Genomic DNA, 14,475 nt, shown 5'->3' with positions numbered 1-14,475 from the left:
TCAAATGTTGGCGACTGAAAGTCAAATCGAAAAAGACTTGATTCAAAAGCTCATAGAGCTTAAGTACGCTTATCGTGCGGATATTCGTGACCGCGAGTCTCTTGAAGCCAATTTTCGTCAAAAATTTGAAGCACTCAATCGTGTTAACTTAACCAATGCTGAGTTTGCACGGCTGCGTGATGAAATTATCACCCCTGATGTCTATCAAGCAGCAAAAAGGTTACGTGAAACCAACTATTTTCAGCGTGAAGACGGCACGCCGCTGCATTACACACTGGTCAATACCAAAGATTGGTGCAAAAACGACTTTGAAGTCATCAATCAACTACGGTGCAATACGCACAATAGTCACCATCGTTATGATGTAATTTTGCTGATTAACGGTATTCCTACCGTGCAAATCGAGCTTAAAACTTTTGAAGTCATCCCACGCAAAGCCATCGAACAAATCGTCCATTACAAAAATGACCCAGGCAATGGTTACGCCAATACCTTGCTGTGTTTTATGCAGTTGTTTATTGTCAGCAACCAAAGCAATACGCTTTATTTTGCGAACAATAAAAACGAGCATTTCAGTTTTAATGCCGATGAACGCTTTTTGCCTATTTATCAATTAGCAGATGAGCAAAACCATAAAATCTCGCACTTGCATGACTTTGCAAATGTCTTCTTAGTCAAATGTACCTTGGGGCAAATGATAAGCCGTTATATGGTACTGGTCGCCAGTGAGCAAAAACTCATGGTTATGCGCCCATATCAAATTTATGCGGTTAGAAAGATCGTCGAGTGCATCCACCAAAATCGTGGGAATGGCTATATCTGGCACACCACAGGCAGTGGCAAAACGCTCACCTCATTTAAAGCCTCTACGCTGCTCAAAGATAACCCAGACATTGAAAAATGCCTTTTTGTGGTTGACCGCAAAGACCTCGACCGCCAAACACGCGAAGAATTTAACCGCTTTCAAGAAGGCTGTGTAGAAGAAAACACCAACACCGAGACCTTGGTGCGCCGCCTGCTTTCCGAAGATTATGCGGATAAGGTGATTGTCACCACCATCCAAAAATTAGGCTTGGCGCTGGATGAAAATAGCAAGCGTAATCAAGTGAATGTGCAAAAGGGCAAGCTCACTTATAAAGAGCGCTTAGAGCCATTACGCGACAAACGCGTCGCCTTTATTTTTGACGAATGCCACCGCTCGCAGTTTGGTGAAAACCACAAAGCTATTAAAGAGTTTTTCCCCAAAGCGCAAATGTTTGGCTTTACCGGCACCCCTATTTTTGACGCCAACTCCAGCTTTGTGCAGGTTGATGGCAATGTCGGCTCGTTTAAAACCACACAAGATTTGTTTGAGAGCGAGCTACACGCTTACACCATTACCAACGCTATTGAAGACAAAAATGTCCTCAGCTTTCATATTGATTATTTTGGCAAAAACAAAGGCGAAGATACAAAGCCCAAAAAGAGCGAGGTACCCATCCCGCAAGCCGTGATTAACGAAATCTTTGCAAAGCACGATGCCGCGACGAACCATCGTCGCTTTAATGCCATTTTGGCGACTTCGTCCATCAACAGCGCCATTGAGTATTTCAAAGTGTTTGCGCAAATGCAGGCGCAAAAACAAGCCGAAGATGCAAACTTTAAAGCGCTCAATATTGCCTGTGTGTTTTCACCACCCGCTCAAGGCAATGTTGAGGTGCAACAGCTACAAGAAGACTTACCCACTGAGCAGCAAGACAACCAACAAGCGCCCGAAGAGAAAAAAGCCGCGCTTATTGCAATCATGGTGGCCTATAACCAACAGTTTGGCACTAACCACACCATTACCGAGTTTGATGCCTACTATCAGGATGTGCAAAAGCGCATTAAAGACCACCAATACGCCAATTACCCGCACAAAAACAAAATCGATATTGTGATTGTGGTGGATATGCTGCTCACAGGCTTTGACTCAAAATATCTCAACACACTGTATGTGGATAAAAACCTCAAAAATCATGGCCTGATTCAAGCGTTTTCACGCACCAACCGCGTACTTAACGACACCAAACCATGGGGCAATATTCTCGACTTTAGAGGCCAAGAGACCGAAGTCGATGCGGCCATTAAATTATTTTCTGGCAAACAAGACGAAGCCAGCGCGCGTGAAATCTGGCTGGTAGACCCTGCGCCTAAAGTGATCGAAAAATTGCAGAGCGCTGTGACCAAGTTGGGTGAATTTATGGAAAAACAAGGCCTAGACTGTGCGCCAGAGCAAGTGAGCAACCTCAAAGGCAATAACGCCAAAATGGGCTTTATCAACCACTTTAAAGAGGTGCAGCGCTTTAAAACTCAGCTCGACCAATACACTGACCTCACAGAAGAGCACAAACACACTATCGAGCAACTCATGCCCGAAGTCACCTTGCGCAGTTTTAGAGGCCGCTATATTGAAACCGCCCAACAACTCAAAACTCAGCAAGAAGTCACCAACCCGAACAAAGTGGAGCAAGAAAGAGCGAGCTATGTCGACGAAGCTAATCTGGAACAACTTGATTTAGAACTGGTGCTGTTTGCCTCGGCGGTGATTGATTACGACTACATCATGAGCCTGATTGCTAAATCGACGCAGGTGGACAGCAACAAACAAAAAATGACCCGCCAGCAGTTGGTGGACTATATCCGATCTCACTCTAATATGATGGACGAGCAAGACGCCATCATCGAATTTATCAACAGCCTGCCAGTCGGTGAGGTGATGACAGACCAACAAATAGGCCAAGATTTACAACGTTTTAAAGCCGAGAAGAATAACAAAGCGTTGGCAGAAGTAGCGAAGAAACATGGCTTGACACTCGAAAAACTCAAAGCCTTTGTGAATGGTATTTTAAACCGCATGATTTTTGACGGTGACAAACTCAGTGAACTATTTACCGAGCAAGATCTTGGCTGGAAGGCTCGTACACAAAAAGAGCTCGCTTTGATGGAAGATATGGTGCCACTGCTCAAAAAACAAGCGCAAGGCAGAGAGATTTCGGGGTTGGCGGCATATGAGTGAGAAAATTAAATTAGTGCCTAAATTGCGGTTTCCTGAGTTTAGAGATGTCAGTGAATGGAAACCTCAAGAACTGAATCAATTAGGTAAACTTGTTTCAGGTTTAACTTATAGCCCTGAAGATGTTCGTGAGAGTGGCTTGTTAGTTCTAAGATCATCAAACGTCCAAAATGGTCAAATCTCGCTTGATGATAACGTTTATGTGACGCCGAGCATTAAAGGCGCTAACTTAGCAAAACCAAATGATATTTTGATTTGTGTTAGGAATGGCTCAAAAGCACTGATTGGAAAAAATGCGTTAATACCAGATGGAATGTCGCTATGCACACATGGCGCATTCATGACAGTTTTTCGCTCGCCAATAGCAAAATTTGTCTATCAGTTGTTTCAAACAGATTCGTATCAAGACCAAGTTGATGCTGACTTAGGTGCAACAATCAACTCAATAAACGGCAGTAAATTTTTGAAATATAAATTTTTCGTTCCCAAAGAACCAAAAGAACAACAAAAAATTGCCGATTGCCTGTCATCACTTGATGATTTAATCACCGTACAAAACCAAAAAGTTGAAGCCTTAAAAAAATACAAAAAAGGCATGATGCAACAACTTTTCCCCGCTGAAGGTAAAACCGTCCCCAAACTTCGTTTTTCTGAGTTTGAGGAAGATGGAGAGTGGGCGTTTTTGAACGGAGATAAAATTTTCGAACCAATAAGCAACAAAAAACACAATTCAGACTTACCCATTTTAGCTATCAGCCAAGAACATGGGGCAATTCCTCGGGAGCTAATTGATTACAAAGTCATTGCAACAGAACAAAGTATTGAAAGTTATAAAATAGTTGAGGTTGGTGACTTCATTATAAGTCTCAGGTCTTTTCAGGGAGGTATTGAATACTCAAATTACAAAGGTATTTGTAGTCCCGCGTATATTATTTTGCGTAAGAAAATAGAAGTATTTGACTTGTTTTTTAAATATTACTTCAAAACAGATTTATTTATACGTGACCTTAACAAAAATATAGAGGGAATAAGAGATGGGAAAATGGTTTCCTTTTTTCAATTTTCTGAGAAATTGTTACCGTTGCCTGACTATGCTGAGCAAAAAAGAATTGCTAACTGCTTAACCTCAATTGATGATGCAGTCACTAGTCAAATTAAAAAACTAGAATCCTTAAGAGAGCACAAAAAAGGCTTAATGCAGCAGCTTTTCCCAAAGGCAATTGATTCGCAGGCCATTGAACAATGAATTTAGAGCAAGTTGCCACACAGCTTTATCAATCAGAAAAAAATATCATTCTTGTTTATGCCTTTAACGCAACGGGGAAAACAAGATTATCTGTAGCCTATAAAAATGTTAGCAAAAATGCTGATAGTGGCGAACATGAAGGGGTTTATTACAATGCCTTTAGCGAGGACCTCTTCGTTTGGGATAATGATAATGAAAACAACGAACAGAATATTAAGCTTGAGGTCAAGAGAAGTAGTTTAAATAGACTACATTCCTCAATCACTGAAGAGGATGTAAATGCGAAATTAGCACCATATCAGCCAAGATATGACTTTTACTTTAATACAAATGAAAATCCCGAACTTGGTATTGATGCGGTCACTTTCTATGTAAAAGGGGATAGTGAGACACCAATTAAGATCTCAAGAGGTGAGGAGCGTATTTTTGTTTGGTGTTTATTTTTAGCATTGTTTGAGGTTGAAGGCTGGGCAGATAAGCAATCAAAACATTTCTTTATAGACGACCCTGTTTCAAGTTTAGATGACCATAATATTTTCGTTACAGCTTTTACATTGTTTGAGTTAATAGATAAGCACTTCAAAAATAGAAAAATAATTATTACAACCCATCACTTAGGCTTGTTTTCGATTTTAAGTGATTGGATCACGAAAGGTGAAAAAGCTAGTCAGTTCAAAGAGCGTAACAACAATAAGTATCAGATGTATATTTTGAGTCGTAATGCTGATGAGCTCTCTTTAGAAAGCACAAGAAATGATGTGCTTTTGTATCATTTACAACTCATGAAGTTATTGCAACAAGCAAAAGATGGACAGCTTTATACCTATCATTTTGCATTGCTACGACAAGCACTTGAGAATATTGCTTCTTTTTTGGGGGTCGGTCAGTTTTCCTATGTCTTGGAGCAAATTGGTATAGCGGATAAAGATAGAGTAGCAACTATCGTCAACACCCTATCTCATCAGAAAATCTATTACCATCAATCTGATATTATGCAGCCAGATAATAAATCTATTTTTATAGAGATATTTGATAGGCTAATAGAAAAATATAAGTTTGTTTTACATGCGGAATAACCAGTGACTCAAGAAGAATTAAATCAACTCGGTAAAACCCTATGGGGCATTGCTGACCAATTGCGCGGCGCGATGAACGCGGACGATTTCCGTGACTACATGCTCTCGTTTTTGTTCTTACGTTACCTCTCAGATAACTACGAGGTTGCAGCAAAAAAGGAACTAGGTTCTGACTATCCAACACTTGATAAAGATGACAAAAGGTCACCTTTAACCGAGTGGTATGAGCTGAATTTAGAAGACTATTTAGAGTTTGAAAAGCAGATGCGCCGTAAGCTGCATTATGTGATTCAGCCGCAGTATCTATGGCGCAACATTGCTGAGCAGGCAAGGCTACAAGACACAGTATTGCTAGAAACATTAGATAAGGGTTTTGATTACATTGAAAATGAGTCATTCAACAGCACCTTCCAAGGCTTGTTTTCTGAGATTAATCTCAACTCAGAAAAGCTGGGCAAAACACACACCGACCGCAATGCCAAGCTGTGCACGATTATCACTAAAATTGCCGAAGGTATCGCACACTTTTCTACCAGTAGCGATGTGTTGGGCGATGCTTATGAGTATTTGATTGGGCAATTTGCCGCTGGCTCTGGTAAAAAGGCTGGGGAGTTTTATACCCCGCAACAAATCTCGACCATACTCTCTCGCATTGTGACGTTGGATAGCCAAGATCCAACACTAGGCAAAAAAACCAAAATAGAACGCGTGCTGGATTTTGCCTGTGGCTCTGGCTCGCTGTTGCTGAATGTGCGCCATCAGTTGGGCGAACATGGGATTGGCAAGTTTTACGGGCAAGAAAAAAACATCACCACCTATAACCTGGCGCGAATGAACATGCTGTTGCATGGTGTGAAAGATACCGAGTTTGAGATTTTTCACGGTGACACGCTAGATAACGAATGGCCCATGCTCAATGAGCGCAACCCAGCTAATAAGGTAGAGTTTGATGCGATTGTGGCAAACCCACCTTTTAGTTTGCGCTGGGAACCCACCGAGGAAATGAGCAAAGATTTTAGATTTGCCAATTATGGCCTTGCGCCAAAATCTGCAGCAGACTTTGCCTTTTTACTGCATGGCTTTCACTTTTTGAGTGAGAGTGGCGTGATGGCGATTATTTTGCCGCACGGTGTGTTATTCCGTGGCGGCGCAGAAGAGCGCATACGCACTAAGCTGCTTAAAGATGGGCATATTGATACCGTGATAGGCTTGCCTGCCAACCTGTTTTATTCCACGGGCATCCCAGTGTGTATTTTGGTGCTTAAGCGCTGCAAAAAGCCAGATGATGTGTTGTTTATTAACGCCGCCGAGCATTTTGAAAAGGGCAAACGCCAAAACCGCTTGCTGGAAAATCAGATCGACCAGATTGTTAGCACCTATCAATATCGCAATGAAATAGAGCGTTACTCGCGCCGTGTTCCGATGGCAGAAATTGAGAAAAATGATTACAACCTGAATATCTCGCGGTACATCAGCACCTCTGTTGCCGAGCAGGCAATTGACTTGCTGAAAGTGAATGCAGATTTATTGGCTGCGGAAGAAAAAGTTAATGAAGCCAAAACACGCCATAACGAATTTTTGAAAGAACTGGGTTTACCCTTGATACCTTAACAACAGGTTAAGCATGAGCGATATAAAACTTTTCAAAATAAAGAATCAAGCCGCGACGGAGCTCACAGGGTCTGCCTCGGACCTTGAAAAGCCATTGCAAACATTAATAGAAACAAATCTAGAAACATTATTAGGGGTCAGATTTCTAGCAACAGAATATTCAACTGGCAAAACCCACGCTGGACGCATTGATAGCTTAGGCATTGATGAAAATGGTAGTCCAGTGATTTTGGAATACAAGCGTTCGACGGGCGAAAATGTCATTAACCAAGGTTTATTTTATTTAGATTGGTTAATGGATCATAAAGCTGAGTTTGAACTCTTGGTCATGAAAAAGTATGGTCAGTTAGTTTCTGATACCATCGATTGGTCACAACCACGTTTAGTCTGTATTGCTGGAGATTTTACGAAGTATGATGCTCATGCTGTTCAGCAAATGAATCGCGAAATACAGCTAATCCGCTACAGATTATTTGAAGATGATTTGCTGTTGTTTGAATTGGTGAACTCAACCTCGGCAGGTCAAAGCAATAAGATTAGCCCAAAAACAGCCAAAGTTTTAGCTGGAACCAAGCTTACTAAGACCGGTGATAAGAGTTATGCGGAATGGATCGTCGATTTGTCACCTGAATTGATGCAGGTGTTATCTTCACTTGAAGAGTATATTTTTTCCTTGGGTGATGATATTGAAAAGAAAGAGCTCAAGCTTTATTCTGCTTTCAAGCGCATTAAGAATTTCGCCACAGTAGTGTTACAGAAAAACAAGATTCTTCTGTTTTTACATCTTAATCCTTCAGCATATTCAAATTTCCCTGACAATTTTCGTGATGTTCGCGAAATAGGACATTGGGGTACAGGTGACATTGAATTTACTATTTCAACCTTTGACGATTTAGAAAAGGCTAAGGCTTTTATTGTCGATGCTTATGAAGGTAAGAAATAAAAGAGCGAATTTCCATTAATGCTAACTAGATTTATTTTCTTTAATAGCAGTTTCCCACGATGCTTTCATATCAATTTCATCAAACGGCTTAGGTCTACTAAAGTAAAAGCCTTGCACCACTTTGCAGTCACAGTCTAGTAGATACTTAGCCTGTTCTGCCGTCTCCACCCCTTCTGCCACCAGTTCTTTACCCAAGCTTTTCGCCATTGAAATAATCGCCTGCACAATCAGCCTGTGGTCGTTGTTATCTGCAATGCCTTGCACAAATGACTGATCAATTTTGATTTCACTGACGGGGAATTTGTTTAAATAACTGAGCGCTGAATAGCCGGTGCCGAAGTCATCGAGGGAGATTCTGAAGCCCAGGCTATCCAGGCTTTTCAGGGTTTTTCGGATATGCAGGCTGTCGCTTAGGAGCAGGCTTTCGGTGATTTCCAGGGTGATCCATGCCGGGTTGCAGTGAGTTTTCTTTAACAGGTGCTTGATGGAGTTGAGCAGGTTGTTATGGATAAACTGGCGGCTGGACAAGTTGATGGCGACGCTGATAGGGTCTGTGCGGCCCGTGTTCCATCTGACGGCATCTTTAAACGCCGTTTGCATGATCCACTCGCCGATCTCGATAATGAAGCCTGAATCTTCTGCGATGCCGATAAACCGGTTGGGAGGGATCATTTCGTTGTGGTTGCGGTGCCATCTGAGCAGGGCTTCTACGCCGACGATTTTGTTGGTCTCTAAATTGACCTGCGGCTGGTAGTGCAGCAGGAACTCATCGTTTTGCAGGGCGGTGCGTAACGAGCGTTCGATGTCTATGCGTTCAATGGTGGTTTGCGATAGGTCGGACGAATAAAACTGGTAGTTGTTGCGGCCGTGCTTTTTGGCTTTGTACATGGCGATATCGGAATATTTCACAATATCACTGACGTCACTGCTGTGGTCGGGGCAAATGACCAGGCCTATGCTGGCCGAAATAAACAGTTCGGTGCCGCGGATCAGGATAGGTTGTTTGATCGCCTCCAAGATTTTTTTGGCGACGATGCCGGCATTTTTAGGGTCTTTGACTTCTGTCAGCACGATGGCAAATTCGTCACCACCCAGGCGGGCAACGGTATCGGTAGGGCGCACTGCCCGTTCAATGCGTCTCGCCATTTCGTAGAGCAGCAAGTCACCTTCTGCGTGCCCGAGTAGATCGTTGACGGCTTTGAAACCATCCAGGTCCAGCATTAGAAACGCAAATGAGGATGCTGACTGCTGCGATTGTTTGATGCAGTGATCCAGTACCTCAAGCAACGAGATGCGGTTGGGCAGTTTGGTGATGGAATCAAAATAGGCCAGATTATTGATGCGGTCCAGGTTTTCATACGACTGCGTCATATCCTGCCCGATGGCGATGACGGCGATGACTTCGTGGATGGCGTTGAATTCCGGCGTTAGCACGGTATCCATGATCTTGTGCTTGCCGTTTTTTGTGGTGAGCCTGAAGGCGACATGCTGGTTCTCGCCGCTTTGGAACACTTCACGTATGCTTTGCTCCAGCGCTATCGCGGATGCGCCACCTGGATATTGCGAGGGCGTTTTGCCTAGCAGGCTGCTGGCATTCACTTCATAAAATGAAGAGTTGGCATTGTTGAGGAAGATGCGCTCGCAGTCCTTGTTGTACTTGGCGATGCAATTGGACGAGTTTTCTACGATGGATTTGTACTCGTGCTCTTTCTGGATATCTTCGGTGACATCCCTGGCGTAACCCAGCGAACCCACCACTTTGCCATTGACCACCACGGCAGATTTATAAGACTCTATCCAGTAATACTCGCCTTCTGCATTTTTAATCGGCACGGTGACTGGGCTGGGTGAGGTGCTGAGCATGGCTTTTTTGTCGCCATCGACATATTCCTGCGCCAGATCGGGCGGGAAAAAATCAAAATCGGTCTTGCCTATCAGTTCGGCACTTGAAGAGACGCCCACCATATTGGCATAGGCAGTATTCGCCACCAGGATGCGGCTGTTCGCATCCTTGAGCCAGACCATGAATGGAAAATTATCGATCAGGGTCTGGATGTATTGGTTGCTTTCAATATTTTGTTTTTTAATATTTTCCATAAAATGAATGAATATTTAATATTGATCTATTACTATCTTCCCACAATAAATTAAGTTCATTGATATTAAATTGTTTTCGGTAGTATTTGATTTTTCTTAAATATCAATATGTTGCTTATTGATCTCCCTCAGATCACCTGCTAACTGTACTCTAAAAATTCCCCGCTTTTGTATCTGTTTTCCTTGCGCTGGCTGTCTTAGCATGGCTGTAATCCTCAATCCGTAGTTATTCGCTGTTCTGCTTTAACCAGCCCCCAGCCTTTATTCGCAAGCAAGTAGGAAAAATGTCGCAACAAAAAGCCTCCATCAAGCCTTATCACCACCCAGCCGCCGGTTGGGGTGCGTTGAAGCAAGTGGCTGCGCAACTCGCGCTGCAGAAGATCCCGGTGAAGGGGATCATGACTTTGCTTGCACAAAACCAGCCGGATGGCTTTGACTGCCCGGGCTGTGCTTGGCCGGACAAGGAACACACGTCTACGTTTGAGTTTTGTGAAAACGGCGTCAAGGCCGTGGCTGCTGAAGCGACTGCCAAACGCACGCCGCCTGCGTTTTTTGCCAAGCACACGGTGACCGAGTTGATGGGCTGGAGCGATTTTGACCTGGAGAACGAAGGCCGTTTGACGCACCCTATGCGCTATAACGCGGTGACGGACAAGTATGAAGAAGTCTCCTGGGATGGTGCGTTTGAGCTGCTGGCGACACACCTGAACGGCCTGGCCGACCCGAATGAGGCGATTTTTTACACTTCTGGCCGTGCGGCGAATGAAGCGGCTTTTCTGTACCAGTTATTCGTGCGTGAATTCGGCACCAATAATTTCCCCGATTGTTCCAACCTTTGCCACGAATCCACCAGCATGGCCTTGCCGCCTACCGTGGGCATAGGCAAGGGTTCGGTGACTCTGCATGATTTTGAGCATGCCGACACCATACTGATCTTCGGCCAGAACCCTGCCACCAACCATCCGCGCATGCTGGGTGAGCTGCGCGAAGCCGCTAAACGCGGCGCGCGCATTGTGGCGATCAACCCCTTGAAAGAGCGTGGCCTGGAGCGCTTTGCCGACCCGCAAAGCCCGTTTGATATGCTTTCTTTCAAAGGCAGCAAGATCAGCGACCTGTTTATCCAGCCGACACTGGGAGGTGACCTGGCGCTGGTCAAAGGCATGATCAAGTTCATCATCCAGTGGGATGACGAAGCGATCAAGCAGGGTGCCGAGCGCGTGGTCGACCTGGAGTTTATCGAGCAGCACACCAACAACTTTGAGGCGATTGCGGCCGATGCGCGCCAGGAAAACTGGGATTTGATCGTAGAAGAGTCGGGCGTGCCTTTGGCGCAGATCGAAGAACTTGCGCGTATTTATGCCACTGGTGACCGCGTGATCGCGACCTGGGGCATGGGCATTACCCAGCACAAACATGGTGTCGCCACGATTAAAACACTGGTCAACCTGATGCTGTTGCGTGGCAATATTGGCAAGGAAGGCGCTGGCCTGTGCCCGGTGCGTGGCCATAGCAATGTGCAGGGCAACCGCACCGTGGGTATTTATGAAAAGATGCCACTGGAGTTTCTCGAAAGCCTGGAGCGCGTGTTTGATATCAAGGTGCCCAAGACACCTGGCTATGATGCCGTAGCGGCCATCCAGGCCATGATAGATGGTAAAGGCAAAGTATTCTTTGGGCTGGGGGGCAATTTTTCGATTGCGACACCCGACACCGACCGCACCTGGGAAGGCATGCGCAAATGCGACCTGACCGCGCATGTGACCACCAAGCTCAATCGCAGCCATCTGGTACATGGCAAGGATGCCCTGATTCTGCCATGCCTGGGCCGTACTGAGATCGATACCCAGGAAACCGGGCCGCAAGGCGTGACCGTTGAAGACTCCATGAGCATGGTGCATGTGTCTTATGGCATCAACAAACCTGCTTCGCCGAATCTGCTTTCAGAGCCTGCCATTGTGGCGCGCCTGGCGCATGCCACGCTCAAGCACAGCAAAACGCCGTGGCTGGAAGCGATCAAGGATTACAGCAAGATCCGCGACATGATAGAGCGCACCATGCCGGTGGCGTTCAGGGATTACAACGAACGTATCAAGACGCCGGGCGGCTTCCGCATGCCGGTGCCTTCCAGTGAGCGTATCTGGAAAACACCTTCCGGCAAGGCTGAGTTCACGGTGCAGGCGATCCCCAGCCAGTCGCCTATCCACCTGGCACGTGAGCAATATGGCGACCGCCTGTTTGTGCTGATGACCACCCGCTCGCACGACCAGTACAACACCACCATTTATGGCATGGATGACCGCTATCGTGGCGTGTTCGGCCAGCGTCGCGTGGTGTTTATGAACCCGGTGGATATTGCGCGCATGGGGCTGGAGGCCGGTGACTGGGTCAATCTGGTCAGCGTCTGGCAGGATGGCATCACCCGTCGCGCGGACAAGTTCCTGGTGGTGTCTTACGATATTCCGCAAGGCTGCCTGAGTGGTTATTACCCGGAAACCAATAACCTGGTGCCGCTGGAAAGCGTGGCCGATGGGTCGCGCACACCTACCTCTAAGTCTATCCCGGTGATCCTCGAGAAAACCACTGCACCAGAGGTGGCCCGTGCTGCTTGATCACGATTATTTGAACGCGCCGGTAGAAGAAGCGTTTGCCGACTATGCCCCGCTGGACAGGAGCACAGTGCTGATGCTGAGTATCCTGGAGCTGCTGCATGCCGAGCATGCTGAAGGCCGCGCGCAGGTTTCGCTCGCCGTGATCTGCAAGCGGCTGGATATCCGCATGAGTACGGTGCAACGGTTGATGACGGCACTCAATGAGCAACAACTTGTTGACGTGTCTATGCAAAAAGACCGTCTGGTGGCTGCCCTCACCACCAGCGGCGAAGAAATTTCGCAGGTCTTGAAAACCGCCTAGCCAGCACGACGCGCTATTCGTAGAACGACAGCCGGGGCCAGGCTGACGTATAATGGAAAACACCTGAATTTTCCTCCCCGCTTGGCCACCATGAAGCTTTATGTCTCGTTTGCCGCCCGCATACGCGCAATGATCGATGAAGGCGTTTTACGGCCAGGAGACAGGATTTTCTCGGTACGCCAGGCCAGCCAGAAATATGGCCTCAGCATCAGCACCGTGTTGCGCAGCTATCTGTTGCTGGAGCAGGAAGGCGTGATCAGCAGCCATCCGCAATCCGGTTACTATGTCACGCTGCGCAAACGCCTGCAGCAAAAACACGCCTCGCCACTTGCCAAAGATATCAATCTATCTGAAGTGGATGCCAGCCGGCTGGTGCTGACTACCCTTAAATCCATCCGCGAATTCGGCACCGTGCCGCTAGGCTCGCCTTTCCCCGACCCGCAACTGTTCCCGCTCAGAAAGATACACCAGTATGAAAAAGCCCTGACGGATGACCAGGGCGAGTGGGGCGTGCTGAGTGACCTGCCGCCCGGCAACGAAATGCTGCGCCAGCAGATCGCGCGCCGCTATTTGGCCAATGGCATGGATGTCTCGCCGGACGATATTGTCATCACGCATGGCGCAACTGAAGCGATCACGCTGTGTTTGCAGGCCGTGGCCAAGGCTGGCGATATCATAGCCATGGAGTCGCCCGGCTATTACGCACTGGCGCACACGGTGGAACGCCTGGGCATGAAAGTGGCTGAAGTGGCGACTGACCCGGAATCCGGCATAGACCTGCAAGCCTTGCGTGTCATGACCGGCCAGGTGCGTATTGCGGCCGTGATCCTCACCAGCAACTTTCAGAACCCGCTTGGTTTTGTGATGCCGGACGCTAAAAAGCAGGCCTTAGTGGCGTTTTTGGCCGAGCAGGAAATCCCGCTGATTGAAGACGATGTCTACAGCGAGCTGTATTTCAGTGATGAGCCGCCGTTACCGGCCAAAGCCTATGATAAAACCGGCATGGTGCTGCATTGCTCGTCGTTCTCCAAATCACTGGCGCCTGGCTATCGCGTTGGCTGGACCAGCGCCGGGCGCTATCGCCAGCAAGTGGAACAACTGATGTTCCTCAACAGCCTGTCGCTGACTTCTGCACCGCAGATCGCGATTGCCAAATTTATGCAGCGCGACAGTTTTGAACAACACCTCAAGCAGTTGCGGCATACCTTGCGCTCGAATTATGTGTTGATGCGCAACGTGATCGAGCAAAGCTTCCCGGCGGGCACGCAGCTTTCAGAACCCAAAGGCGGCTACGTGATCTGGGTCAAACTGCCACCAGCGCTGGATGCACTTACGTTGTACAGGGCCGCTATCGACAACGGCATCACGGTCGCACCCGGCACTATTTTTTCCCTCAAAAAAGACCTCACCCACTATATCCGGCTGAATTTCAGCCATCTGTGGACATTAGCCATTGAGCAGGCGGTGCGTGATGTGGGGGCGATAGCCTGCGAGATGTTGTCATCCGACGCGCAGCCACAGCAGGCATAAAGCGCTCCAGGCTTTATCCCCTGCTTTA

Annotated in this window: 9 protein-coding genes; 8 read left to right on the top strand and 1 reads right to left on the bottom strand. The window is 46.8% G+C overall.

Going from position 1 to position 14,475, the window contains the following annotated elements; translation table 11 throughout:
- Nucleotides 1-4 precede the first annotated feature (4 nt).
- The 5 genes from ACTS9Y_RS06210 to ACTS9Y_RS06190 are packed head-to-tail and all read left to right on the top strand — an operon-like array spanning nt 5 to nt 7,910.
- Nucleotides 5-3,037 carry a type I restriction endonuclease subunit R gene (locus tag ACTS9Y_RS06210; protein ID WP_442585100.1) on the top strand — a complete coding sequence of 1,011 codons (3,033 nt, stop codon included), beginning with the start codon at nt 5-7 and terminating at the stop codon, nt 3,035-3,037.
- Entirely contained in the window at nt 3,030-4,280 is a 1,251-nt protein-coding gene (locus ACTS9Y_RS06205) for a restriction endonuclease subunit S (protein WP_442585099.1), read from the top strand. Before ACTS9Y_RS06210 ends, ACTS9Y_RS06205 begins: the two co-directional genes overlap by 8 nt.
- Complete coding sequence (locus ACTS9Y_RS06200) at nt 4,277-5,356, top strand: AAA family ATPase (protein WP_442585098.1); 1,080 nt, start codon at nt 4,277-4,279, stop codon at nt 5,354-5,356. The genes ACTS9Y_RS06205 and ACTS9Y_RS06200 overlap by 4 nt, the downstream gene beginning before the upstream one ends.
- Before the next feature lie 3 nt (nt 5,357-5,359).
- Nucleotides 5,360-6,967 carry a type I restriction-modification system subunit M gene (locus ACTS9Y_RS06195; RefSeq protein ID WP_442585097.1) on the top strand — a complete coding sequence of 536 codons (1,608 nt, stop codon included), beginning with the start codon at nt 5,360-5,362 and terminating at the stop codon, nt 6,965-6,967.
- Between the two features lie 13 nt (nt 6,968-6,980).
- Nucleotides 6,981-7,910, top strand: a complete 930-nt coding sequence (locus ACTS9Y_RS06190; RefSeq protein ID WP_442585096.1) for a DUF5655 domain-containing protein — start codon at nt 6,981-6,983, stop codon at nt 7,908-7,910.
- 21 nt (nt 7,911-7,931) lie between these two features.
- Here ACTS9Y_RS06190 and ACTS9Y_RS06185 read toward each other — a convergent pair whose 3' ends face one another.
- A complete protein-coding gene (locus ACTS9Y_RS06185; protein WP_442585095.1) occupies nt 7,932-10,007 on the bottom strand; it encodes a sensor domain-containing protein in 2,076 nt (691 codons plus the stop codon).
- A gap of 284 nt (nt 10,008-10,291) precedes the next feature.
- On the opposite strand from ACTS9Y_RS06185, the gene ACTS9Y_RS06180 reads away from it, so the two are divergent.
- The 3 genes from ACTS9Y_RS06180 to ACTS9Y_RS06170 all read left to right on the top strand — a co-directional run bounded on the left by ACTS9Y_RS06180 (nt 10,292) and on the right by ACTS9Y_RS06170 (nt 14,447).
- The gene (locus ACTS9Y_RS06180) at nt 10,292-12,616 is read left to right on the top strand and encodes an FdhF/YdeP family oxidoreductase (protein ID WP_442585094.1); all 2,325 of its coding nucleotides are present in this window, start codon (nt 10,292-10,294) and stop codon (nt 12,614-12,616) included.
- The gene (locus tag ACTS9Y_RS06175; RefSeq protein ID WP_442585093.1) at nt 12,606-12,917 is read left to right on the top strand and encodes a hypothetical protein; all 312 of its coding nucleotides are present in this window, start codon (nt 12,606-12,608) and stop codon (nt 12,915-12,917) included. The genes ACTS9Y_RS06180 and ACTS9Y_RS06175 overlap by 11 nt, the downstream gene beginning before the upstream one ends.
- A gap of 90 nt (nt 12,918-13,007) precedes the next feature.
- Nucleotides 13,008-14,447, top strand: coding sequence for an aminotransferase-like domain-containing protein (locus ACTS9Y_RS06170; protein ID WP_442585092.1), 1,440 nt, complete (start codon nt 13,008-13,010; stop codon nt 14,445-14,447).
- The last annotated feature ends 28 nt before the right edge of the window (nt 14,448-14,475 follow it).

This window comes from Methylophilus sp. (genome assembly GCF_052173275.1).
Lineage (GTDB): Bacteria > Pseudomonadota > Gammaproteobacteria > Burkholderiales > Methylophilaceae > Methylophilus.
This window is presented reverse-complemented; position numbering and strand designations above follow the sequence as displayed.